This window comes from Actinomadura harenae (assembly GCF_003696215.1).
Classification (GTDB): domain Bacteria; phylum Actinomycetota; class Actinomycetes; order Streptosporangiales; family Streptosporangiaceae; genus Spirillospora; species Spirillospora harenae.
Window position 1 is genome coordinate 61,407 of record NZ_RFFG01000001.1, and the last position, 24,330, is coordinate 85,736.

The window sequence follows — 24,330 nt, forward strand, 5'->3', positions numbered from 1 at the left end:
GTAGGCGCGGACCACGAACCCCCTGGTCAGCACGGAATCAACACGCGCACCACTGGACGCGCCAGCTCTCCTCAGCGGGTGACGTGCGTCCCGCAATCAGAGGCCCCTGGGACATACGCCGAAACATCCTCGCCACGCGAACTCTGGAGAAATCACGGCAACGGAAGAGTCTCTCCGGCGCGCGTGAGAATTGCACGTAAGTTCTCACCAAGGGAGCGACATCGACGAAGCGATTCCAACAATGGCGGGGACGATCCCCAGCAACACGAACGCCGGAAGAAAGCACAAGCCCAACGGCATCAAGGCACGAATACCCGCCGAACGGGCCCGCGCGGCGGCCGCCGTTCTCGCCGTCCGGCGTTGCTCTTGAGCCAGACGCCCCAGCGAGAGGGCCAGCGCCGTCCCGCCACGCGATGCACGGACCGCGGTACGCGCCAACGGCGCCAGCTCCGGCAGTCGTTCGCCCAGGTCAAGCCAGACTCGCACCGGATCAGCTCCCAGGCGGATCTGGACGGAGACCGCCCCGAGTTCTTCGCCCAGCGGGCCACCGATGGTGCCCGCCACGGCCTCGACCGACTCATCCCATGGCATCCCACCCTTGAGGCAGGCGGCCAGCAGGTCCACGGTCACCGGAAGCTCATGGACGATCCGGCTCCGCCGCTCCCGTTCGTCCGCCTTCCCCAGGTTCGCCGACCACCGGGTGAGCACCACCCCCACGACAGTGCCGACGATCCATCCTCCCGAGCCTCCGACCACCCACACCACGACCAGCGCCGGTACCAACGCCGCCGCGCCCCGAAGCACCCGATCTCGCTCCACACCCACCGAGGCAGAGTTTCCGGCAGCGGACACTGAGCCGCTCCCAGCGGCGCCAGCACGGGCAGACCTCCAGAGCCGGCCGCGAGCCCTCCCTCCTCGATCCGTGCCTCGGCCGGCCCGCCATCCCACCCCCACTGGTAAGGACCAGCCACTTCGCCCTTGTGCCCCGCCCCGCCCTCCTCCCGACCACCGAAGCGCCGCACTGGCAGCACCTTGAGCGGCCGCATTACGGGGCGTCACGGAACCCAAGCCGCGATGAACGTTCTCGACGCCGAAGCTTCTGAAGCCCGTACCAGCGCGGGCCATCACCAGCACAGGAGATGAGCCTTGACCGGGTCTTCGCCGCCGAAGCACATCCCGGGGCAGGTTCCTTCGCGCCGAGCGTCCGCTCGCCTGCCTTGGTTCACCCCGCTCCCCAACTCCGTTGGACGAACGAACGGATGCAAGCCGACGAGCCGCCGTCCGAGACGGCTTCGTAGCCAGGTAGGCGCTGGTCGCGAAGCAGAGAACCGCTATCCACAGCATGTGTACTCCCGACTGATGTAGTCGTTGATCTGAAGACAAACGCGCACACCACAGCCGAACAGGGCCCGCCTCAACCCACCCGAGTGCACGGTCGGCGGCTCAGCAGCGGATGGCTGCTCGCCTCAACGAACCCCGCGCCGGCTCCGCGAATCGGGGCAAACGCCGCCCCGCACGACGTCCCGACGACGCAAAAGGCACAGCGCACAGGTGTGAAGCACGGCATCACGCACTGACTTGGGGCCTGGCATCAAAGTCGGATGCCGACGTCATCGGCGTTCGGCGAGCAAACTGGTCCGCTGCGCCGATCGGACGAGGTCACCCGCGCTACGTCCCCCACGTCGTCCCGGCGGGCGGTCCAGGCGCCTACGTCCCGGTTCCTCGCTTCACGTTCCTCCTTCCGCAGGTTCGCAGGCGTCGCCCCTGCCGTGGATTGACTGCATGGGCTTGGCAGCCCAGCGCCCGAGCCAGCACCGCGCCCTGCCAGCCAGCCCCAGCGGCGCGGCCTGACGCGGCCTGGCTTCGCCATGCCATGCATCGCCTGTAACGTCCCCTACGTGTCGGGCGGGGTGGCGTCTGTGGTCACGGTCCGGCACCGCCGTCCGCGTTGTGGCCTGATGTCGTGGGCTGGGGGCCGGGCCTGTGACGAGGTTCGATGCCGCGTTCCGTTCGTGTTGCCTCGTGGCGTGCTGGTACGGGTGCGGAGGGGCGTGTGGCGTCGGGGTCGCGCGTGAGGGTGGGTGGGCGGGTTCGGTGGTGGGTGGTCATGGGGGCTCCGGTTGGGGTGTGTCGGTGGTCAGGGGTGGGTGGCGGCTTTGGTGGCCAGGTGGTGGGTCCAGTAGAGGCCGGTGGCGTCCAGGGCCAGGGCGGTGGTCAGGCAGGCCAGGCCGGGTGGGGTCGTGAGGAGGTAGGGGAGGGGGTTGGTGCCCAGGGCCGTGGCCATGGCCAGGCCCAGGAGGGGGAGGACGGCGAGGAGGCGGGCCGTGGCTCTTGGAGCGGCCAGGTGGACGGCGACCTCCTGCCGTTGGGTTTCCTCGTCGCGGAGGGCGGCGGCCAGGCCGTCCAGGACGGTGGCCAGGGTGCCGCCTCGTTCGGCGCCCAGGCGCCAGGTCGCGGCCAGGAGTCTCAGTGACTCCGCGCCTGGTCGGGTGGCGGCGAGGTGTTCCAGGTGGTGGGTGGGGTCGTGGTGCGGCGGGGCGCGTAAGGCCCTGGCCAGGGGAGGGCTCAGAACGGCGGCCGTCGCGGAGAAGGCCTCCTCGGGGGTTCGACCCGCGGTGAGTTCGGCGGCCATGCCTTCGCAGAGTTCGACCGCGGACGCTCGCCATCGAGCGGGGGCCCGGCGTTGGTCAAGCACGGCCGTGCGGGTGCTGGACGCCCGGCTGAGCAGGGTTGAGATCCGCGTGGGCGCCGTGGGTGACGGAAGGGCTCGTTGCAGGCGGACGGACGCCTCGGACGGGCCGTAGAACAGCCAGGCGGCCAGGGCGGCGCAGATCATGGCGGCGGTCACCATGGCAGTGGCCAATGCGGGTGGAGCAGGCGGGACAGAGCCGGGGCCGCTTCGGACGGCGCGAAGACGCCGGACGGGGTGACGGTCACGGCGGGAACGGCGGTGACCAGGCCGTCGGGCGCGCGCTCGAGGACGCAGATCTCGGCCACGTGGCGTCTGCCGGTGCCCGGGGTTCTGACCAGGTGGACGACCACGTCGAGCGCCGCGGCGAGCTGGCTGTGGACCCCCTCGCGGCTCAACCCCGCGGCGCAGGCCAGGGCTTCGAGACGAGCGGGGACGTCGGTCGCGGCGTTCGCGTGCAGGGTGCCTTCTCTGAACTAAGTGTTGATCTTGCCTCTGTCGGTTGAGCTGGCTGTTCAGAGGATTCCGATGGCGTAGGGCAGGTCCAGGGCCGTCATTCGGCGGCCCGAGTCGGTCTCTTCTTCGGCGCAGCTCGTGATGATGTTGGCCAGGGCGAGCTGCTGTGGTGCGGGAAGGGCCTCCATGAGCGTCGCGACGGGTTCGAGCAACCTCATGGCGGTCTCGGGCTCGATGTCCTCGTCGTCGGCGAGGTCGATGCCGACCAGCAGTTCGGTGAGCGCCTTGGCCAGGACGTGTTCGAGGTCGGTCATCAGTCGGGTTTCCTGGTCTGGTCGCGCGGGAGGGTGGCGGTGCGTCCGGCGACCTCACGGAAAGTTGGCATGCCGAGGTTGGGAGCGCCGGCGTGTTTCGCGCGGGCGTCGAGTTGGGCGAGCTTCCCTTTGGCTGCGGCGAGGGTGACTCCGAGCTGTTCGAGGTCGCCGAGCCAGCCGTGCTCCTCCGCTTCAGTGATGCGTTCGACGAGGTTGTCGTGGATCCGTTCCAGCCGGGGCCGCTCGTTGGGGTCCATTCGAAGGAGAGGGCAGCGAACGCAGGCGTGTTCGTGCTCGCAGCTCGTCCCATAGGCTCGCCCGCAGTCGCCGAGCGCGAGCTTGCGGCGAACGAAGTGGCTGAGGAATTCCTCCCATTCATCATCGGTCGGAGTGCGGTATTCCTCGCTAGGGCGCGTGGCCCGGCGGCGGGAGATGAAGGATCGGTGACCGTTGATGACCTCTTGGGGATAGACGGTGTGATAGCCCATGGTCGTATCGAGCGACTTGTGCCCCAAGATCAACTGAATAATGTGGGGTGGCATCCCATTCAAAATCGCTTCTGTTGTGAAGATTCTTCGAAAGTCATGGGGCTGGAACTGCAAGGGCTGCCCGGCGGCGTCGGTGAGTCCGCTGACCAACAGAAGCTCGTTGAGAACCTTGCGGACCATGCTCTGGGTGAGGGGACGGTTCTGGTCCCCTGTCCGCCATTGGAACAGGATGGGCATCGGTGGGTTCCAGGTCTTCTCGCCGTTGTCACGGCTGACGACCAACGGAACCGCGCCCGTGCGGTCGCGAACCCGGGAAACGATCGTGGCGAGGACGTCGGCAAGCTCGATATCGACGACGAGAAGACGCTCCTGGTCCGTCTTCGACGGAGCGATGTGGAGCAAGGGGATGAGCTCACCGGTGTCGGGGACGACGTATTGGGTGATGCTGTGATGGCTGATCTCCAGCAGCTCTTCGATGCGGACGCCGGTGTGCCGCAGGACTTCGACTGTCGCCCAAGCCCAGAACGCCCGGTTCTCGGCCATGGCGAGGTTCCGCCGGCGGCCGGTCGAGTCGAAGGCGACGTCGGTGCCTTCGCGTTGGGGGTTCTTCTCCCCAGCTGCCTTGGTGAAGGTCTCGCCCAGGACGGTGAACGTCTGGCCGGGTGCGGCGTTGCGGAGCGCGTCGACCCGGGCCTGGGCATCGACTCGCTGCTGGTAGGCGATCTCGGCCAGGGCTGCCAGGTTGGGTAGCCGTTCGCGAGTGCGCTGGTCCATGCGGGACTTTCGGCCCGAGTAGTACTTCGTGCTGGAGATCTCTGCCACGGAGATCGGGCTGGGCGCGGCCCAGGGGCCCCAGCGGGCAGGGTCTTCCGTCGACCACTGGGCGATGTCGAGGTAGAACCCCCGGATATAGGTCAGGGTGTCGATGTAGCTGGCTCGTGGGCTGGTGACCTCGCGAACGCTCCCGTCGGGTTGTCGTCGACGAACGGTCTTGACCTTCAGCCGGGCCTTCCAGGCCGCAATGACTTCGGGGGGCAGCCGCAGGGAGTCGGCTCCTGAATAGTGGGTCTCGATGTTCTTCCAGAAGAGCAGGGCCAAGGACCGTGAGAGATGATTCAGGCTGTTGTAGTCGAGGACCGGTTGGCGCTCGTTCAGATAGTCGACGATCAGGTCGCGGACGGGCCCGCACTCGAGGGCATACCGATCCACCAGCTGCGCCGGACTCACCTGCGCCGTGTGCGCTGTCACATGTCGCAACGTGGGTGGCGCATCCTCAGGAAAGCGCCCCTCTCCTTGAAGCAGGTCGTAGAAAAAGGTAAGGCCCGAGCCGCCTTGAGTGCGAGTCCGGCTCTCGACGTCGCGAAGCTCAAGGCAGTCACCAACCGTGATGTCGGCGATCGTGCCGCCTTTGGCCGCCAGGATCGTGGCGATCTTGAGAAGGGCTTCATGCCCGCGTTTCTCGCGGACTCCTTGGCGGTCCAGTGCGGCCTGCAGCTCAGCGAATCCGGCAGGATCCCGGTAGGTGATCATTGCGCGCCGCCAGTAACGGGATCGCACGATCGTCGATAGCCACTCCGTATCCGGCCGGAATACTTCCGCGCAAACCAGCCAGAGGAGCCCCGATTGGAGGGCTCCTTCGCCCGGTGGCATTCCTTGGAAGGCCAGCCAGGTGCGGCATTCTTCTTCCCATCCTCGGCCCAGGGCATGAGCGGGTGCCGCGTGCCAGCGCTCTTGCCATGTCGCGCCGGGGAAGGTCTCGAGCCAGAGCAGGAGCCTCTGGGCTCCGCGTCGCCTCTGGTCGTGAGTGCTTCCAGGTGCTCGATGGGGATGCTGGTCCATGTGGTCGATGATCTGTTGCATGGATTGCGTGGTTTCCGGCCAGATGGCCGAGGGCTGCCGAGCAGGGAACCTCGCCCGCAGATTCTTGATCGTCTCGCCGACCAGGAACGATCGGGGTTCCGACTTCACCAGCAGCTGGTCCAGACCCTGGGGCTGGGCTGTCATGAGTTCCGTCCGAAGAGGATGTCGAGGGATCGAGGGTCGTAGCCGGGGGCTGGAGGCGGAGCCGCGGAGGGAGCCCTCCGTTGCCGTTGGGCGTGGTGGGCACGGGCTCGGGCGATCACCTCGTCCTGGTCCGGGGTGGTGTAGAGCTGAGTGGTGCTCAGGCTCGCGTGGCCGAGGATCTCCTGGACGTCGGTGATCGGCATGTTGGGGTCTTGCGCCATCCGCCAAGCTCCGGTGTGCCGCATGTCGTGGATCGTCCAGTCGGAGCCCAGCAAGATCTGCGCGCGGATGAACATGGCTCGAGCGGCGTGGTAACTGAGCTGCCGGAACGGGCGGCGGAGGGTCAACCACAACGGAACCTCGCGGCCGCGAGGGGCATCCAGCCGCCAGAGCTCCTGCTGATAGATCCGCAGCCAGACGAACGCGTCCGGCGAGGCCGGCAGCCACTGCAACTCCCCGCTGCCCTTACGGATCACACCGATCAGCTGGTCTCCAGGCTTCACCCGGTCCTGCGGGACGGTCAGCAGCTCGGTGGCGCGGGCTGCGGATGAGACCCAGAACGCCAGGAGCGCCCGGTCACGGTTGTAGTTGAGGCCGGCGAAGACCTCGTCGAACTTGTCGTCCGGGATCCGGCGGGGAACCCTCTTCGGGACCCGAGGCCGATAGCGGCCCGCCTGCTCGTTCTTGAACGGCTCCATCGGGTTGTGGTGAGCGTTGGCGCGACCAGCTCGCCGCGATCGACTCAGAGGGAAGGGATTGATGATCGGACCAGTCCCCGACTCGAGGTGGAAGCTGTAGAACCCACGCAGCACCGTCTCGGCGTGCGCTCTCGACGCCTTCGAGAACTTCCGGCCCGGCCGCGTCTTCCCGGTCACCAGATTCACCGGCCCGGTCTTCGACCTCCCCCTAGCCAAGCCCCGATCATCGGTGGCGTCAGCCTGGCCCTCTCGCCGCCAGTGCGTCCGCGGCGGCTTGTCCGCGATCGCCATCCACCGAGTGAAGTCCCGTCCCTCGACCGGAGTCGCCCGGTTCCACGGAACGCCGACGGCCGCCAGCCACCTCCACCACAACAACAGGTCGTTTCCGTACGACTTGAGCGTCGACTCAGCCTTGTCCTGGGCCTGCAACTCGCTGAAGAACACCGCGACCGGCTCGACAACCGCACCCTCAGCATCCAGTAGCCGGAACGGCTCCCATGGGTCACCCGTAGCAACGAGCCGACCGACGGCACGCACCGCCATCCCCGCAAGACACCGCGGGCCGTCCCCTTCATTGACCACGGCGCGGACGTTAGCAACGGAACAGCAGAAGCGCCTGTGACCTGGAAAAACTCTCTTTGTAGTTCAGTTAACTTGCCGCAGCCGCCTTCGTGGCCGGTGTTCAGGGCGCCCAGGAGGTCGACCACCTCGGCGCCCCGGACCTCGCCCACGACCAGCCGGTCGGGACGCATGCGCAGGGCCTGCCGGACGAGCTGGTGCAGCGTCACGCCGCCCGCGCCCTCGACGTTCGGTGGTCGTGTCTCCAGCCGGACGACATGGGGATGGTCGGGGCTCAGCTCGGCGGAGTCTTCGACCAGCAGCAGGCGCTCGGACGGGTCGGCCAGGCCGAGCAGGCAGCTCAGCAGTGTCGTCTTGCCCGTGCCGGTGCCTCCACTGATCAGGAACGCCACACGGGCCTTGACCAGCGCGCCGAGCAGGACCGCTCCTTCGGGAGGGACGGTCGCGCTCGCGACCAGCTCATCCAGGGTGAAGGCGCGACGGCGGGGCAGCCGCAGGGAGAGGCAGGTGCCGTTCGGGGCCACCGGCGGCAGGACGGCGTGCAGCCGCACCCCGCCCGGCAGGCGGGCGTCGGCGTAGGGGGACGCGTCGTCCAGCCGACGGCCCGCGGCGGCGGTGAGGCGCTGAGCGAGGCGGCGCAGCGTCGCCTCGTCGGCGAAGCCGGTCGTCGTTCGGACCAGCCCGGCACCGGCGTCGACCCACACCTCTCCCGGGCCGTTGACCAGCACGTCGGTGACCTCGGGGATGCGGAGCAGCGGTTCCAGCGGGCCCGCGCCGACGAACTCGGCGCGTAACTCGTCGGCGAGGGCCAGGACCTCGCGGTCGCCGAGCAGGCGTTCTTCGGCGCGCAGAGCCGCCGCGACGCGGCCCGCCGTGGGCTCGATGCCGCCTTCGGCGAGCCTGCCGCGGACGGCCTCGGAGAACGTGCCGTTCATCGTCAGGCCGCCTTCACGGGAGCGGCGGGGGCCGGGGACTGCGCGTCGAGCAGGTGGTCGCAGAGGTCGCGCAGCGGGCCTCGGCGGGCTATTCGGGAGAGGCCGCCCTGTTCGAGGGCCGGAGGGACGCGGCGGTCACGGTCGAGCGTGCCCATGCTGGGCAGGTCGAGGTGCCGGGCCACCGCGTCCGGACGGAGGCCGCCGGGCGGCCGGCCACCGACGACGAGGCGGACGTCGGCGGTCTCACGGCGCAGGAACCCGGCCAGGACGCCGGCGGCCACCGTGGCGCGGACCTCGGCGGGGACGACCAGGTAGCAGGTGTGCGCGGCGCGCAGCGCGGGACGGCCGATGTCGCCCAGGTACCGGGGGACGTCGACGACGGTCAGGTCGAAGCCGCGGGACGCCGAGTCGAGCAGGGAGCGCACGGCGCCCGGATCGACCGCCACGGGTTCGGTCTTGCCCCACGACAGGACGGACAGCTCGCCCGAGCTCGGCAGCGAGTCGCGGAGGGTGGCGGCGCTGATCCGGCCCTTTCGCTGGGCGAGGTCGGGCCAGCGCGCGCCCTCGTGGCCCTCGAGGCCGAGGAGCAGGTCGAGGCCGCCTCCGAGCGGGTCGCCGTCGACGAGGAGGGTGCGCAGGCCGTCCTGCGCGGAGCGGTGCGCCAGGGCCGCGGCCAGGACGCTCGCGCCGGCGCCGCCCCGCGAGCCCGTGACGCAGACGACGAGGCCGCGGGCGTCGGCGGGCTCGGCCGCGGCGGCCATCGCGTCGGTCAGCCAGGGTTCGTCGCCCGGCAGGACGGCGACGTCGCCCGCCCCGACGCCGAGGGCGAGGCGGTAGACGTCGGCGCCCTCGCCGGAGCGGGCGGCCTGGCCGCCGCGACGTCGGCGCCGACGAGCACGAGCGGGGCCTGGTACCAGCCCGCCCGGGCGTCGCCCACGGAGCCGGCGACCTCGGCGGGCGCGTCGGCCGCGGCGGCGAGGCGCAGCAGGTCGTCGGCGGTGGCCGGGTCTTCGGTGACGATCAGCGCGGCGGTCATCGCGCTCTCCCCTCGCATCGGTGGAGTTCCACGATGCGCCGCGCGCCACGTCCGCCGGAAGCGCACTCCCGAACTGTGGATAACTTCTGTTCAGCCTGGCGAAACCACAGGTCAAGCGTTGTGTGGGGGATTTTGTGAAGGCCCGGGTGGGGTTCCGGGGGGCGGTAACCGCCACCCGGGCCGTTCACGTAAGGCGACCCCCGCAGGGGGGGGAGAGCGGGGGTCGCCGAACGGTCCGGCTCCGGGGGGGGTAGAGCCGGCCCGTTATCCCAAGAAAGTCTCGGGCAGATCGCACTAAGTGGTACACCAGTTTGATCTACAGGAGTAGCAATCTCGCCATCTACAGTCTAAGCAGATACAACATATGCTGCCCGATCGTCGAGAGTTCCGTCGAGCGGGAAAGTCCCTCTGCGAGGACGAATTTTTCTAGCCTGGTTGGGAAGACCGTACTCCCGCGCGCATCAGGGCTTCACCTGACCCCCGCCGGGTCGTCCACAGAGCCGGACGGTCACGCCCGAGAACGCTCACATGCGCCCGTGCACGCACGAGCGGATGGAATGGGAATCGATCACACTGCGTGATCGGAATCGGCGATCGCGAAGTACCCGAGAATGGCACCCGTCCACCCTCGGCGAAGGCTCCCAGGCCCCATGATCCGCCTCTCCGGCCACTCCTCCAGGCCCTGTCCAAGGGCCCTCGCCGGAGGGTTTCTTTTACCGATTCAGGGCTTGTCAACTGGACAAATGAGGCGTAGACAGGTTCTACGGACCAGGTGTCCGCGCACGGCAGCCGGGTACCCACGCGCGACCAGCCGCGGGAGGCGCGTCGAGACGGGCTTGACCCGCTCCGACGGATATCAGTTGCACGCTTGGTAACCCGGTGTGACGTGACTAGGGCGGCGCCCCGCCGAGCGCGGGGTGCCGTTCACTTGTTCCAACGCCTTCACGGGACGGGCGCGTCGCACACACCTGCCGGGCGCGTCGCACACCAGCCAGGCGCGCCACGCACACACGATCGCCACACCCGCGCACGCGTCGCAGGGCGCCGGGCGTGGCGCGGTGCTGGGGGCCGGGGAGATGCGGCGTGGTCAGCCGCGGAGGTAGGCCTCGCAGATGGCCTGGGAGTCGCGCGCGGCGGCGACCGTGGCGTCGGCGCAGTGCCGGACCCACTGAACCAGACCCTCGGACGTGCCGGACGCGTAGGCGCGCAGGGCGTCCGGGTACTCGGCCACGAGTTCGAGGTGGCCGACCTCGGGGGCGGTCAGGGACTTGGGGTCGAGGCCACGGGCGACGAACGTGAGTCGCTGCGCCGCGCGCGCGATCACGCCGTCCGCGACGCCGAACGGGCGGAGCGTCAGCAGCTCCCCGTGGACGAGGGCGGCGATGACCAGGGCCGGGGCCTTGCTCGGACGGACGAGGAGGTCGCACAGCGCGTCCAGCCTCTGGGAGACCTCGGCGGGGGACGGCGCGGCCCCCAGCCCGAGCGGGTCGGAGACGTCGTCCCCGTCGGTGCGCGGGCGCCCGAGGGACGGCTCGTCCACCAGGCCGGCGGCGGCCAGCACGTGCAGGCGCGCGAGGACCTGGCGCGGTGCCTTGCGCCACGTCTCGGCCAGTGAGCCCAGCTCGGCGCTGACGCGCAGCGAGCCCTGGACGACGGGGGCGGCATGCCCCTCGACCGCGGAGCGCAGTTCGTCCATCGTGACGGACTCGCCCTCCAGGACGGCGGACGCGCGAGCCCCGCGCAGCGCCGACTCCGTGGAGACCTCCGCGCTGCGCCGCCTCAGGATGCGGTGGCCCAGCAGGCGGTCCACCGCTTTGCGGGCGTCGGCGACGGCCTCCTCCACTCCGGGCAGGTCGGCGACGTTGGCGAAGGCATCGACATCGGTCACGGGCCCGACCTTATGCGGTCACCGCGGCGCCCCCGGCCGCCGCCCTCCGCGCATGCTCCGGCGCCCGCCCGCGCGGGGCGTCCCACACGCCCCCGAAGACCGAAATCGGAAAGTTTGTTTCGAGTAATCCGGCCCGCGCCGGAACCGCATATTCGCAGGTCAGATCACCTCACTCCCCGCCCCGTCCGGACGCCGGCACAAGCACTGATTCCCGAAGGCCGAACCTGGGAAGGCCACGTGTGGCTGGCATCACATAGCATCCAACTCGAAGCCGGGGAGCCCCTTTCGCCCCTTGCGCCCACAAAACCGGCAAGCCCTTGTCCGCACGGGACGATCGCTGATGGAGTGGGCCGTGGAAGGCGCCCCCTCTTTGAACAGCGAGGAGTACGCGTGAGCGAGAGCCAAGAGACACTGTCGAACCTGCTGCAGGAGACGAGGCGCTTCCCCCCGCCGGCCGAGCTCGCGGAGTCCGCCAATGTCACCGCCGAGGCCTACGAACGGGCCGCGGCCGACCGCCTGGGCTTCTGGGCCGAGCAGGCCGACCGCCTCACTTGGACGAAGCGCTGGGACGACGTGCTCGACTGGAGCAATCCCCCGTTCGCCAAGTGGTTCGTGGGCGGCGAGCTCAACATCGCCTACAACTGCGTTGACCGCCATGTGGAGAACGGGCACGGCGACCGTGTCGCCTACCACTGGGAGGGCGAGCCGGGCGACGCCCGCACGCTCACCTATGCCGACCTTCAGAAGGAGGTCGCCAAGGCGTCGAACGCCCTCCTTGAGCTTGGCGTCCGCAAGGGCGACCGTGTCGCCATCTACATGCCGATGATTCCCGAGCTGCCGATCTCGATGCTCGCGTGCGCGCGCATCGGCGCGACCCACTCGGTCGTGTTCGGCGGGTTCAGCGCGGACGCCCTGCGCACCCGCATCGACGACGCCGCGGCCAAGCTGGTCATCACCGCGGACGGCGGGTACCGGCGCGGCAAGCCGTCCGCCCTGAAGCCGACCGTCGACGAGGCCGTGCAGAGCACTCCGTCCGTGGAGAAGGTTCTTGTCGTACGGCGTACCGGCGAGCCCGTCGCGGAGCACGAGCGGGACGTCTGGTGGCATGACGTCGTTGAGCGGCAGAACGACACGCACACGGCCGAGCCGCACGATTCCGAGCACCCGCTGTACATCCTCTACACGTCCGGGACGACGGGTAAGCCGAAGGGCATCCTGCACACGACCGGCGGCTACCTGACGCAGGTCGCCTACACGCACCACGCGGTCTTCGACCTGAAGCCGGAAACGGACGTGTACTGGTGCTCGGCCGACATCGGCTGGGTGACCGGGCACTCCTACATCGTGTACGGGCCGCTCGCGAACGGCGCGACGTCCGTCATGTACGAGGGCACTCCGGACACGCCGCACCGGGGCCGCTGGTGGGAGATCATCCAGAAGTACAAGGTCTCGATCTTCTACACCGCGCCCACCGCGATCCGGACGTTCATGAAGTGGGGCGACGACATCCCCGCGCAGTACGACCTGTCCTCGCTGCGCGTGATCGGGTCGGTCGGTGAGCCGATCAACCCGGAGGCGTACGTCTGGTACCGCGAGCACATCGGCGCGAGCCGCTGCCCGGTCGTGGACACGTGGTGGCAGACCGAGACCGGCGCGATCATGATCAGCCCGCTGCCGGGCGTGACGGCGGGCAAGCCGGGCGCGGCGATGCGCCCGCTGCCGGGCATCGCCGCGGACGTCGTGGACGACCAGGCGCGGCCGGTGCCGAACGGCGGCGGCGGGTTCCTGACGCTGCAGGAGCCGTGGCCGTCCATGCTGCGGACGATCTGGGGCGACGACGAGCGGTACGTCAAGACGTACTGGTCGCGTTTCGAGGGCCTGTACTTCGCCGGGGACGGCGCGAAGAAGGACGAGGACGGCGACATCTGGCTGCTCGGCCGGGTGGACGACGTGATGCTGGTGTCCGGCCACAACATCTCCACGACGGAGGTCGAGTCGGCGCTGGTGTCGCACCCGAAGGTCGCCGAGGCGGCCGTCGTGGGCGCGACCGACCCGGTCACCGGGCAGGCGATCGTCGCGTTCGTCATCCCGCGGGGCTCGGCGGGCGAGGACGTCGAGGGCGAGGACTTCCTCAAGGAGCTGCGGAACCACGTCGCGCACACGCTCGGCCCGATCGCCAAGCCGCGCCAGATCATGATCGTTCCGGAGCTGCCGAAGACCCGGTCCGGCAAGATCATGCGCCGTCTGCTGCGGGACGTCGCGGAGAACCGGAGCGTCGGCGACGTCACCACTCTGGCCGACAGCACGGTGATGAACCTCATCTCCGAGAAGCTCCCCAGTGCCAAGTCCGAGGACTGACGCGCACGCGCGGGCGCACCGGAGCGCCTGTGAGCAAGGCGTGAGGAGCGAGAACGCGCGCATCTGAAACGGGCGCCCGACGGACACCGCCGGGCGCCCGTTTCACATGGTCAGAGGCGGGCACAAGGGACGTAGGCGACGATCATCCCGGTACGCTCGGAACAGGTGTGCCGGGAAGTCTGGTCGGCGAGGGGGCGGATCCGTCACGTGCCCGCACGAGTCCGTCTCGTGCGCGCACGAGGGCGGTCAGGCCCCCGGACGACGGCTCGCCTGCCATTCGGGGGACTCTTTTGACGCGCGTACGCAACAGCCGACCTGTGCGACCCACCGTCCGATACGCCCGACATGTGACCGAGGCGCTGCGCACGGAGACCGTGGGCGGCGTCATCATGCTCCTGGCCACGGTCGCCGCGCTGGTCTGGGCGAACACACCCTGGTCGGAGGCGTACACGCGCATCCGGGACTACGAGCTGAGCCCGGACCGGCTGGGCCTGCACCACATGGACCTGGCGCACTGGGCGTCCAGCGGGCTGCTCGCGGTGTTCTTCTTCATCGCCGGGCTCGAGCTGCGCGAGGAGCTCACGCACGGCTCCCTGCGCGACCGGCGGGCCGCCGTGCTGCCGGTCGTGGCGGCCGCCGCGGGCGTCGCCGTGCCCGCGCTGATCTTCCTCGCCATCACCGCGGGGACCGGGGACGGCATGCGCGGCTGGGCCGTCCCGACCGCGACCGACATCGCGTTCGCGCTGGCCGTGCTCGCGGTGACGTTCTCCGACTGCCCCGGCCCGCTGCGCGCGTTCCTGCTGACCCTCGCCGTCGTGGACGACCTGATCGCCATCATGATCATCGCGATCTTCTACACCTCGGGCCTCGCCGTCGCGCCGCTACTGGCCGGCGTCGCGCTGGTCGCGGTGTACGGGGTGCTCCAGTCCCGGGGCGTCCGGACGCCGTGGGCGTACGTCCCGCTGGCCCTCGTCGCCTGGTACTTCGTGCAGCGCAGCGGCATCCACGCGACGGTCGAGGGGGTCGCGCTCGGGATGCTGACGTCGACGCGGGAGACCCCGGACGGGCGTCCGACGAACGCCGAGCGCGCCGACCACGTGCTGCGCCCGATATCGGCCGGTCTGTGCGTGCCACTGTTCGCGTTCCTGAGCGCGGGCGTGGCGCTCAGCGGGTCCGCGCTCGCCGGCGTGTTCCAGGACCGGGTCGCGATCGGGGTGATCGTCGGACTGGTCGTGGGCAAGTTCGTCGGCGTCCTCGGCGGCGCGTGGGCGGCCGTCCGGCTCGGCCTGGCCTCGCTCGGGGAGGGCCTGCACTGGCGTGAGCTCGCCGGAGTGGCGGCGCTGGCCGGAGTGGGCTTCACCGTTTCGCTGCTGATCGGCGGTTTGGCCTACCCCGACCCGGCACAATTCGAGAGAGTGACGACAGCGGTCCTGATCGCGAGCCTCATCGCCTCGGTGGCCGCGTCCGTGGTCTTCCGGCACCGGGTACGCCAACGCGCCCGCTCGGTGAGGGCGGGCTGATGTTCACCGGCATGTCGGACGGCTCGCACCGCCGGCGCGCGCGGCCCGTGCGGACGGGCCGGGTGGCCGCGGCGGCGGAGAAGCTGCCAGGCTGGGTTCGGCCCTGGTGACCGGGGTCCTGGAAGGAGAGAACGCTATGTCGGAGGCACTGCCGGGCGACCGCGTGGAGGACAAGTCCCTCGGCGAGCTCGTCGCGATGGCGTCCAGCAACGTGTCCAGCCTGATCCGGGCCGAACTGGACCTGGCCAAGCTGGAGCTGAAGGACGACGCCAAGAAGGCCGCGCTGGGCAGCGGGATGTTCGCGATCGCCGGGCTGTGCGCCGGGCTCATCGTGATCCTGCTGTCGATCGCCGCCGCCTACGGGCTGGTCGCGCTCGGCGTCTGGCACTGGGCCGCGTTCCTCATCGTCGCGGGCGTCTACCTGCTGCTCGCGGCCGCCCTGGTCGGGATCGGGTACCTGCGCATCCGCAAGATCCGCGGGGCGCAGCGGACGCGCGCGCAGCTGCGCGCCGACTTCGAGATGCTCCGGCACCGCGGCGGCGGCGACGCCGACGCGGTCGACGACGCCTCGGACACCCCGGCCCTGGCGGACTGAGCGGACACGCACCATGGCCGCACCGGACGCCTCGCTCGTCGAGATCGAGGGCCCCTGGACGCACCGCTCGGTGAGCGCGGGCGGCACCCGCTTCCATGTCGCGGAAGCGGGTGAGGGGCCGCTCGTGCTGCTTCTGCACGGGTTCCCGGAGTTCTGGTGGGCCTGGCGCAACCAGCTCGTGTCGCTGCCCGCCGCCGGGTTCCGTGCGGCGGCCGTCGACCTGCGCGGGTACGGCGCCAGCGACAAGCCGCCGCGCGGCTACGACCTGGTCACCCTCGCGGCGGACGCGGCGGGCCTCGTGCGCGCGCTCGGAGAGGCGAACGCGATCGTCGTGGGCCACGACTGGGGCGGGCTGCTCGCCTGGACGATGGCGGCCTACCATCCCAAGGTCGTCCAGAGGCTCGTGACGGTCAGCGCACCGCATCCGCTGCGGCTGCGGCAGGCACTCCGTGGAAACCCGCGCGGGCAGCTCTGGGCCACCCGGCACACGCTCGGTTTCCAGGTTCCCGTATGGCCGGAGCGTCGTCTCGTCCAGGACGACGCCGCTCTCGTGGGGCGCCTCCTGCACGACTGGTCCGGTCCCGGCTGGCCGGACGAGAAGACCGAGCGGCTCGTGCGCGACGCGATACGCATCCCCGGTGTCGCCCACTGCGCGCTGGAGTACCACCGTTGGCTCGTCCGTTCGCAACCGCGTCCGGACGGCATCCGCTATGCGCGGCGTATGCGCGCGCCCATCCAGGTGCCGACGCTTCAGCTGCACGGTTCGCTGGACCGTTGCACGCTCCCCGCCAGTGCCCAGGGCTCCGGACGGTACGTCACCGCGCCCTATCGCTGGAAGCTCATCGAAGGCGCGGGCCACTTCCCGCACGAGGAGCGTCCACGCGCGTTCGACGCCGAACTCATCGGCTGGATCAACGACCCCGAACCCGAACGCTGACCCATGCCCGAACAGAACGCGCGCACGCACGAGCCGGGGCGAGATCGGGACCCGCAGGGACGCGCCCGTAACGCGCGTCCCCGGGACGCTTACGGACGTCCACTCCCCCATGGCGCACCAGGCGGCGTCCCGACCACTCCAGACGATTTCCATCTGCCGCCGGACGAAGCGTTGGCGGAGGCACAGCGACTCCTGGACGCGGACCGTCCGTTCCACGCGCACGAGGTGCTGGAAGCGGTCTGGAAGTCGTCCCCGGAGAACGAACGCGAGTTGTGGCGGGCCCTGGCGCAGGTCGCCGTCGGGATCACCCACCTACGCCGAGGCAACCCACGCGGCGCTCAGGCGCTTCTCTCACGCGCCGCCGACCGCCTCGACGACTACGCGGACGACACACACGGAATCGACGTCCCCAGGCTGACGTCCAGCGTCCGGGCCATCGCCGAAGAGCTCCCGCTCGACACGCCGGTCAAGCTGACCCTGCGATAGCTCAGCCCTTCTGCGCTACCCGGGCCCTTCTGCGCTACCCCGGCCCTACGGCAGGTATTCGCGTCAGTCGGCGCAGCCCTCGGTGGAGACGGAGATGGTGGCGCCCTGGGCGGCGCGCGCGTCGGGCTCGACCTCCCCGGCGGTCAGCGCGTAACCGGTCTGCGGCGAGTCGAGGGCGGCGGCGAAGATGACGCCGAAGACACGGCCGTCGCTGGACAGCAGCGGCCCCCCCGAGTTGCCCTGCTCCACGTCGCCGCGGATGGCGTAGATCTCGCGCGTGACCTGCGGCGAGTGGTAGATGTCCGGGGCCTTGGAGATCTGCCGGGCGCGGACCCGGGCGGCGAGCGCCGTGAACGGGCGGCTCTTGGGGTAGCCCGCGATGATGGCGTCGTCTCGTACGCGCGCGGGACCGGCGAACTTCAGCGGCGTCGCGTTCAGCCCCGGCACGTACAGGACGGCCACGTCGCGCTGCGGGTCGTACAGGACGACCTTGCCGTTGTGGTTCTTGCCGTCCAGCGAGTCGACCCGGGACGGGCCTCGCGCGCCCGCGACCACGTGCGCGTTCGTCATCACGCGCTCGGGCGCGAACACGAAGCCGGTGCCCTCGATGCGCCGCTGGCAGTCCGGCGCGGTGCTGGTGATCTTCACGATGGACTGCTTGGCCGCGCGGAGCGTTCCGGTGTTGAGGATCGCGTCGTCGGGCGGCGGGACCTTCGCCACCGACTCGCCGCCGAGGCCGTTGAACACCTGCGGGAACTCGCTGCTGGCCACGAACCCGCGGAAGGACGAGAACCAGGTCTGCGCCTGCTGCGGCATCAGCTCGTTGACGCCGCTGATGATGGACGACCCCTTGACCTGCGTCCGGACCGACTTGAACTCCGAGTTGGCGACCAGCGACCCGAAGAACCAGGCGACGATGAGCAGAGACAGGACCGAGACGACTCCGCCGCCGACGGCGTCCGCCGTGCGCGCGTTGTTGTGCGTCACCCGGTTGCGCAGCACCGCGCCCACCGAGGACGCGAGGAGCTGCCCGAGGGTGGCCGCGAGGAACGCGATGACGATGGCGAGCAGCGCCTGCTGCGCGGCGCCGCTCACCGTGGCCTCGGCGATCGGCGGGGCGATCAGCACGCCCACGACGCCGCCGCCGACGAAGCCGACGAAGCTCAGCAGGCTCACGATGAAGCCCTGCCGGTAGCCGGACACCGCGAACAGCAGTATCAGCACGAGCAGGATCAAATCCAGAAGGTGGTCGCCCAGCACCGCTTCACCGTATAGCGACAACGGGGCTGCGCACGTCCCCTCGCTGGACCAGTTTCAACGGACGCGCGTAGTCATGCGGAGCGATACGCGCGCACGCACGAGCCGCTACAGAACGCCATAACGCCCGTTGTGCCGGACGCGGGCGCCATTCGGTCAACCGCCGAACGAGAGGGAGAGGACCTCGGGCGGGAGGTCCTCCACGTGACCGGGGTCCCACGGACGGTCCCAGCCGCCCGCCGTGAGGACGGCCGTGAGCAGCCCCGCCGTGAATCCCCAGACCAGCATGCCTCCGACGCGGAACGCCGGGCCGAGCCTCAGCCCGGACGGGTGCCGGATGGTCAGCCGGTTCGCCGGGTCGGTGAGTTCGGCGATCGGGACGCGCGCGACGGTCGCGACCTCGCCGGGGTGCCCGGGCGCGACATCGGACGGCTCGCGCCACCATCCCGCGACCGGCGTGACCAGGTGCTCGCTGTGCGACAGGTACAGCTCGGGCAGCGTGACCAGCACGTCCACGCCCGACGGGACGACACCGGCCTCCTCCTGCGCCTCGCGCAGCGCGGCGGCGACCGGGCCGTCGTCCCCCGGGTCGATGCGCCCGCCGGGGAAGGCGGGCTGCCCGGCGTGCTTGGTCAGGGTCGCGGCGCGCTCGGTGAGCAGCACGTCCGGGCCGTGCGGGCCGTCGCCGAAGAGGATCAGCACCGCCGCGCGCCGTCCGCCCGCCGCCACGGGCGGCACGTCCTCCGGCACCTGCATCAGCGGCGCCTCGTGGACGAAGCGCTCCAGCCAGGCGGGGTACGAAGGGGCAGCGGCGTCGATCACATCTCTCCCAACCCGCCGGCGGGCGTGTTGCTTCCCGCCGGGCGAAATCCGACCGTCCGATATCCGGCGGCCGGGCCTCCCTCAAAAGCCGTCACGATGGTCTGAACCACCGCGAATCCCATCAAATCCACAGCGGAGGACCGGAAGCGGCGGCGCTTCACCCTGGCACGCCCGCCCCGCGCCGCGCACCCGTTCCGCGGACCCGCGTCCCACCTCGGAACCCGATGCCCGGAAGCACTGCCAAAACCTCCGGATTCGCGATAGAAACCCCGTTGACCGGCGTTGATCGTCTTCGGCCGGGAGCCAACGCCGCAGGAGCCTCACATGACAAACTGGCCGATTCTCGTGGACTCCCACGACGCGCTCCGCGCCGCGGTGGCCGCGGTCACCGACTGGAACGCGCCGACGCCCTGCGCCGGCTGGACCGCCGCCCAGGTGCTCCAGCACGCGGTGGGCGACCAGATCGCCTTCGCCGCCTTCCTCACGGGCGGGGACGGGCCGTCCTTCGACCCGTTCTCGCCGTCCGGGACGCTCGACGGTCCGCCCGAAGACCTCCTCGAACCGGCCCTCAAGCTCGCCGCCGAGGCGTGGGCGGGCGTCGCCACCAGCCACGAGACGGTGCACATCCCGGTCCCGCCGAACGACATGCCCGCCGGGCTCGGCGTCGGCGCGTGCGCCCTCGACGCCGCCGTCCACGCCTGGGACCTCGCGAAATCCGCCGGAGCGCCCTCGCCCCTGCCGACCACCCTCGCGCGCGACCTCCTGCCGGTCGCGCAGCAGATCGTCGAGCCGCTGCGGGCGTTCGGCGCCTATGCGACGGCGCTGCCCGCCACGTCCGGGGACGAGGTGGCCTCCCTGATGCGCTACCTGGGCCGTGACCCCCACTGGGCGTCCTGACGACCCCCACTGGGCGTCCTGACCACCGGCCGCTGGGCGGACGGCCTGAACGGCCCTCTCAGGCGAAGGAACGGTCGCGAACGAGCGTCGCGGCCGTTTTCGCGTCGGTGGGACCCTCTCCATAGGACGGGCACAGGTGGGCGATCGCGCACGCCCCGCACGCCGGACGCTGCGAGTGGCAGACACGGCGGCCATGCCAGATCATCCGGTGCGACAGGATCGTCCACTCCTTGCGGGGGATGAGGTCCGCGACGTCCTGCTCGACCTTGACCGGGTCGTCGGACGTCGTCCAGGCGAACCGGCGGGCGAGGCGGCCGAAGTGGGTGTCCACGGTGATCCCCGGGACGCCGAAGGCGTTGCCGAGCACGACGTTCGCGGTCTTGCGCCCCACGCCGGGCAGGGTGACCAGGTCCTTCAGCCGGCCGGGGACCTCGCCGTCGAACCGCTCGACCAGCGCCTTCGACAGCCCCATGACCGACTTGGTCTTGGACCGGAAGAACCCGAGCGGCTTGAGGATCGCCTCGAGGTCCTCGGGGTTCGCGGCGGCCAGGTCCTCGGGTCCGGGGTACTCGGCGAACAGCTGCGGCGTCGTCTGGTTGACCCGCTTGTCCGTGGTCTGCGCCGACAGGACGGTGGCGATGAGCAGCTCGAAGGGCGACGTGAAGTTCAGCTCGCAGTGCGCGTCCGGGTAAAGATCGGCCAATTCCCGGTTGATCCGGCGGGCGCGCCGGACGAGCCCCAGACGCGTCTCCTCCTGCCACTTGCGCGCACGAGGACGCGGCTTGCTCTCCGTGTTCGTCGCCATGGCGTTCAGCCTAGAACCCGATGCCAAGCGCCGTGCCTCAACCAGATCCCCGGTCCGGACGACGTCAGAGCCCCTCACCAAGGTCAACGTGTCGAGCATCACGGGCTGCCCGGCGCGGGCGCGCACGAGGTGGGCGAGGTATCCGCCGGATAGGGCCGCTTCCCCTTGGGCAACGGCGATGTCTCACTCCGGCGACCGTCCGGCGAACATCATGTGACTGGCGAGTAACCACGTCCGAAGAGGAGAAACGGTACGTTTGTGACCGCATTCACCCGCGCATCCGTACACTGGATGCGCAGGTGACGTTCAGGCAACGGGACGCCGCTGCGGGGACGATCTCCCGGAAGCACCGCCGCACAAGGCGGGCGGACGGGCCCGGACCGTCCGGTTTCGGCGCGCCGTGGACCCTGCCTTCACGTACGCGGTGGGACGTACGTCACACTAGGCATGTGGGTTTTCGAGGAGGAGAAGCGTGACCGACCGCGACGTGGACGTTCTGAGCAGGGCTCCGCTGTTCGAGGCCCTGGACGAGCAGGGTGCCAAGGCGCTGCGCGCCAACGTGACCGAGGTGCGGCTGGCCCGCGGTCAGACGCTGTTCAACGAGGGTGAGACCGGCGACCGGCTGTACGTCGTGCTCGAGGGCAAGATCAAGCTCACCCGGACGGCGCCGGACGGCCGGGAGAACCTGCTGAGCGTGCTCGGCCCGTCCGAGATGTTCGGCGAGCTGTCGCTGTTCGACCCGCGGCCCCGCACGGCCAGCGCGGTCGCCGTCACCGAGTGCCGCCTCGCCGGGCTCGGCCACGACGACCTGCGGCCGTGGCTGACCGGCCACCCGGAGGTCGCGGTGCAGCTGCTCCGCGCGCTCGCCCAGCGGCTCCGCAAGACCAACGACGTGATGGCCGACCTGGTCTTCACCGACGTCCCCGGCCGCGTCGCCAAGGCGCTGCTCGACCTGGCCGAGCGTTTCGGCCAGCCGTCGGAGGCCGGGCTGCACGTCCACCACGACCTCACCCAGGAGGAGCTGGCGCAGCTCGTCGGCGCGTCCCGCGAGACGGTCAACAAGGCCCTCGCCGACTTCGCGCAGCGCAACTGGCTGCGCATCGAGGCGCGTGCCGTCGTCATCCTCGACATCGAGCGCCTCCGCAAGCGCTCCAAGTAGGCGCACCGCCGTTCAGGCCAAGCACGACCGCGAACGCGCGCGCACGAGCCCAAGCTCCTGCGCGCGCGTTCGCGTGTGTTCGGGGTGCTTGTGTGAGGGTCAGGTGCGCTCGGCCAGGTAGTCGAGTTGGCTCTGGACCGACCATTCGGCCGCGGGCCACAGGTTGCGGTCCACGTCGGCGTACACGATCTCCACGACCTCGCGGGCGGTCCGGGCACCGGACCGGACGGCGGCCTCGACCTGCGCCAGGCGCTCCCGCCGGTGCTGGATGTAGTGGTCGATCGCGCCGAGCGGGTCGTCCAGTTTCGGGCCGTGGCCCGGCAGGACGGCGACGGCGTCGTTGTCGCCGGCGAAGCGGCGCAGCCGGTCCAGGGACGCCAGGTAGTCGCCGAGCCGCCCTTCCAGGACGGTCGATCCGTAGCCGAGGACGGTGTCGCCGGTCAGGATCGCGCGGTCGGCGGGCAGCCAGAACGTCAGCGAGTCGTCGGAGTGGCCGGGCGTCTCCATGATCCGCAGCTCGAGCCCGCCGGTGGTCACCACGTCGCCCTCGACCAGGCCCTCGTCGCCGAGCCGGTGCCGGGGGTCGAGCGCCCGCACCCGGACGTCCGGCCCGGCCATCTCGGCGAACATCGCGGCGCCCGCCGAGTGGTCAGGGTGGCCGTGGGTGAGCAGGACGAGACCGACGCGCCGTCCGTCCGTCTCGGACTCGGCCAGGACGCGGCGCAGGTGCGCGCGGTCCTTGGGGCCGGGATCGACGACCACGACCTCCTCGGCGCCGGGTTCGCCGAGGATCCAGGTGTTCGTGCCGTCCAGCGTCATCGGGGACGGATTCGGAGCGAGCACACATCTCGCCCGATCCGTACCAGTCCCGTCGATTTCCCTCATTCTCCCCATCCTGCCCGACCGGCCCGGGCCGAGCCCGATCCGGGCCGACCGTCGCGGCAGGGACGTTCCGGCCAGGCGGAGCCCGAGTGACCAGGCCGGCCGAGCCCGCGCCCCCGTCATACCGGTCTAGGCGTCGTAGCGCGCCGCGTCCTCGGGCAGGACGAGGTACGGGTCGCCGTCGATGATCCGTCCCTCCGGCTCCAGCACGCTGATCTCGCGTGGCGCGGCGAGGACGTCGGCGACCTTCTCGAAGTGGGACAGATCGTCCAGCGTGGCGAGGGTCGGGGGCAGCATCGGCCACTCGCCCGCGCGCCCGCGCGCGGCGGCCTCGGCCGGACGCACCCACGCGACCCGGTCGGCCTCGGTGCTCACGTCCCGGGCGCGCTGGCCCGCGGGCATGGCCGCGACGAAGAACCGCGTGTCGTAGCGCTTCGGCTCGATCGCGGGGGTCACCCAGTGCGCCCAGGGACGCAGCAGGTCGGAGCGCAGGACGAGGCCGCGCTCGTCCAGGAACTCGGCGAACGAGAGGGAGCGGTCGAGCAGCGCCTCGCGCCCCCGCTCCCACTCGTCGCCGCGCGTGTCGTCCACGACGGACCCGCCGGTCGGACCGGCGAGCAGCACACAGGTCTCCTCGAACGTCTCCCGGACGGCGGCGCAGACCAGCTCGCGGGCGAGCGGCTCGTCCGCCCCGAAGGCCCGGCCCCACTCGGCCGGGGACGGACCGGTCCAGGCCGGGCTCGCCTCGCCGTCGCGCGGGTCGACCGAGCCGCCGGGGAACACGTACGCGCCGGGCGCGAACGCCATCGAGCCCACGCGGCGCAGCATGAACGCCTGAAGCCCGTGCTCGGCGTGGTCGCGGAGCACGACCACCGTGGCGGCGTGCCGCGGCCGGACCGGCTCGATCGTCCCGGCGGCGATGCCCTCGATCTGCTCCCGGAACCCGTCCGGCAACCTCAACCCGTTCATGACGCCCAATTCGGGCATACCGAATCACATTCCGTCAAGGGTAGCGATCCGTCCGAGGGGACGTCCGGGGGCATCTCGGCGGTCGTCCCGGGTCAGGAGACCTCGGCGATCAGTTCGACCTCGACCGGCGCGTCCTTCGGCAGGACCGCGACGCCGACCGCGCTGCGCGCGTGCACGCCGGCCTCGCCGAACACCTCGCCGAGCAGGTCGCTCGCCCCGTTCACCACCTGCGGCTGGCCGGTGAAGTCCGCGGTGGACGCGACGAACCCGACGACCTTGACGATCCGGACGATCTTCGACAGGTCGCCGACCTCGGCCTTCAGCGCCGCGATCGCGTTCAGCGCGCAGACCCGCGCCTGCTCGGCGGCATGCTCGGCGCTGACCTCGGCGCCGACCTTGCCCGTGACCGGCAGCTCGCCCTTGACCAGCGGCAGCTGCCCGGCCGTGTAGACCAGCGATCCGGTGCGGACGGTCGGGACGTAGGCGGCCAGCGGACGGGCCACCTCGGGCAGTTCGAGCCCCAGCTCGGCGATCCGCTCCTCGGGAGTGCTCACGT

22 protein-coding genes are annotated in these 24,330 nt (G+C 70.6%); 7 read left to right on the forward strand and 15 right to left on the reverse strand.

Features of this window, described 5'->3' with window-relative positions:
• Positions 1-204: 204 nt before the first annotated feature.
• From EBO15_RS00280 to EBO15_RS00320, 9 genes are all read right to left on the reverse strand, one after another.
• Positions 205-825 (reverse strand): type II secretion system F family protein, encoded by a 621-nt coding sequence (locus EBO15_RS00280; protein ID WP_233615825.1) that lies wholly within the window; start codon positions 823-825, stop codon positions 205-207.
• A gap of 1,312 nt (positions 826-2,137) precedes the next feature.
• Entirely contained in the window at positions 2,138-2,851 is a 714-nt protein-coding gene (locus tag EBO15_RS00285; protein ID WP_122192232.1) for a type II secretion system F family protein, read from the reverse strand.
• Positions 2,845-3,087: a hypothetical protein gene (locus tag EBO15_RS00290; RefSeq protein WP_407643366.1), complete on the reverse strand. Its 243-nt coding sequence runs from the start codon at positions 3,085-3,087 to the stop codon at positions 2,845-2,847. The genes EBO15_RS00285 and EBO15_RS00290 overlap by 7 nt, the downstream gene beginning before the upstream one ends.
• 117 nt (positions 3,088-3,204) lie before the next feature.
• Entirely contained in the window at positions 3,205-3,459 is a 255-nt protein-coding gene (locus EBO15_RS00295) for a hypothetical protein (protein ID WP_122192233.1), read from the reverse strand.
• Complete coding sequence (locus tag EBO15_RS00300) at positions 3,459-5,951, reverse strand: tyrosine-type recombinase/integrase (RefSeq protein WP_199744246.1); 2,493 nt, start codon at positions 5,949-5,951, stop codon at positions 3,459-3,461. The genes EBO15_RS00295 and EBO15_RS00300 overlap by 1 nt, the downstream gene beginning before the upstream one ends.
• Complete coding sequence (locus EBO15_RS45040; RefSeq protein WP_199744247.1) at positions 5,948-6,649, reverse strand: tyrosine-type recombinase/integrase; 702 nt, start codon at positions 6,647-6,649, stop codon at positions 5,948-5,950. Before EBO15_RS45040 ends, EBO15_RS00300 begins: the two co-directional genes overlap by 4 nt.
• Before the next feature lie 182 nt (positions 6,650-6,831).
• Complete coding sequence (locus EBO15_RS45685; protein WP_233615826.1) at positions 6,832-8,163, reverse strand: TadA family conjugal transfer-associated ATPase; 1,332 nt, start codon at positions 8,161-8,163, stop codon at positions 6,832-6,834.
• Between the two features lie 2 nt (positions 8,164-8,165).
• Entirely contained in the window at positions 8,166-9,374 is a 1,209-nt protein-coding gene (gene ssd, locus EBO15_RS00315; RefSeq protein WP_325051856.1) for a septum site-determining protein Ssd, read from the reverse strand.
• A 912-nt stretch (positions 9,375-10,286) separates the two neighbouring features.
• Positions 10,287-11,087, reverse strand: a complete 801-nt coding sequence (locus EBO15_RS00320; protein ID WP_122192235.1) for a Fic family protein — start codon at positions 11,085-11,087, stop codon at positions 10,287-10,289.
• 390 nt (positions 11,088-11,477) lie between these two features.
• Here EBO15_RS00320 and acs point away from each other — a divergent pair, with 390 nt between their 5' ends.
• The 5 genes from acs (at position 11,478) to EBO15_RS00345 (ending at position 16,983) form a co-directional block, all read left to right on the forward strand.
• Positions 11,478-13,445: an acetate--CoA ligase gene (gene acs, locus EBO15_RS00325; protein WP_122192236.1), complete on the forward strand. Its 1,968-nt coding sequence runs from the start codon at positions 11,478-11,480 to the stop codon at positions 13,443-13,445.
• 347 nt (positions 13,446-13,792) lie between these two features.
• Positions 13,793-14,965, forward strand: coding sequence for a Na+/H+ antiporter NhaA (nhaA, locus tag EBO15_RS00330; protein ID WP_233615828.1), 1,173 nt, complete (start codon positions 13,793-13,795; stop codon positions 14,963-14,965).
• A gap of 136 nt (positions 14,966-15,101) precedes the next feature.
• Positions 15,102-15,560 carry a phage holin family protein gene (locus EBO15_RS00335; RefSeq protein WP_122192237.1) on the forward strand — a complete coding sequence of 153 codons (459 nt, stop codon included), beginning with the start codon at positions 15,102-15,104 and terminating at the stop codon, positions 15,558-15,560.
• Positions 15,561-15,573: 13 nt separating this feature from the next.
• Positions 15,574-16,497 carry an alpha/beta fold hydrolase gene (locus EBO15_RS00340; protein ID WP_122192238.1) on the forward strand — a complete coding sequence of 308 codons (924 nt, stop codon included), beginning with the start codon at positions 15,574-15,576 and terminating at the stop codon, positions 16,495-16,497.
• Between the two features lie 171 nt (positions 16,498-16,668).
• Complete coding sequence (locus EBO15_RS00345) at positions 16,669-16,983, forward strand: DUF309 domain-containing protein (protein WP_233615829.1); 315 nt, start codon at positions 16,669-16,671, stop codon at positions 16,981-16,983.
• 63 nt (positions 16,984-17,046) lie between these two features.
• Here EBO15_RS00345 and EBO15_RS00350 read toward each other — a convergent pair whose 3' ends face one another.
• Both EBO15_RS00350 and EBO15_RS00355 read right to left on the reverse strand, forming a co-directional pair.
• Positions 17,047-18,243 (reverse strand): MarP family serine protease, encoded by a 1,197-nt coding sequence (locus EBO15_RS00350; RefSeq protein WP_199744248.1) that lies wholly within the window; start codon positions 18,241-18,243, stop codon positions 17,047-17,049.
• 153 nt (positions 18,244-18,396) lie between these two features.
• A complete protein-coding gene (locus EBO15_RS00355) occupies positions 18,397-19,062 on the reverse strand; it encodes an NUDIX hydrolase (RefSeq protein WP_233615830.1) in 666 nt (221 codons plus the stop codon).
• A gap of 324 nt (positions 19,063-19,386) precedes the next feature.
• Here EBO15_RS00355 and EBO15_RS00360 point away from each other — a divergent pair, with 324 nt between their 5' ends.
• Positions 19,387-19,959, forward strand: a complete 573-nt coding sequence (locus tag EBO15_RS00360; RefSeq protein ID WP_122192240.1) for a TIGR03086 family metal-binding protein — start codon at positions 19,387-19,389, stop codon at positions 19,957-19,959.
• A gap of 58 nt (positions 19,960-20,017) precedes the next feature.
• Here the strand turns inward: EBO15_RS00360 and nth are convergent, their stop codons facing one another.
• Positions 20,018-20,764 (reverse strand): endonuclease III, encoded by a 747-nt coding sequence (gene nth / locus EBO15_RS00365; RefSeq protein ID WP_199744249.1) that lies wholly within the window; start codon positions 20,762-20,764, stop codon positions 20,018-20,020.
• Positions 20,765-21,236: 472 nt separating this feature from the next.
• Between nth and EBO15_RS00370 the strand changes: the two genes are divergently transcribed.
• The gene (locus EBO15_RS00370) at positions 21,237-21,923 is read left to right on the forward strand and encodes a Crp/Fnr family transcriptional regulator (protein ID WP_026412280.1); all 687 of its coding nucleotides are present in this window, start codon (positions 21,237-21,239) and stop codon (positions 21,921-21,923) included.
• Between the two features lie 99 nt (positions 21,924-22,022).
• Here the strand turns inward: EBO15_RS00370 and EBO15_RS00375 are convergent, their stop codons facing one another.
• The 3 genes from EBO15_RS00375 to EBO15_RS00385 form a co-directional block, all read right to left on the reverse strand.
• Positions 22,023-22,808 (reverse strand): MBL fold metallo-hydrolase, encoded by a 786-nt coding sequence (locus EBO15_RS00375; RefSeq protein WP_378239443.1) that lies wholly within the window; start codon positions 22,806-22,808, stop codon positions 22,023-22,025.
• Between the two features lie 126 nt (positions 22,809-22,934).
• Positions 22,935-23,792: an NUDIX hydrolase gene (locus EBO15_RS00380; protein ID WP_233615832.1), complete on the reverse strand. Its 858-nt coding sequence runs from the start codon at positions 23,790-23,792 to the stop codon at positions 22,935-22,937.
• A 74-nt stretch (positions 23,793-23,866) separates the two neighbouring features.
• The gene (locus tag EBO15_RS00385) at positions 23,867-24,328 is read right to left on the reverse strand and encodes a RidA family protein (protein ID WP_122192242.1); all 462 of its coding nucleotides are present in this window, start codon (positions 24,326-24,328) and stop codon (positions 23,867-23,869) included.
• Positions 24,329-24,330 lie beyond the last annotated feature (2 nt).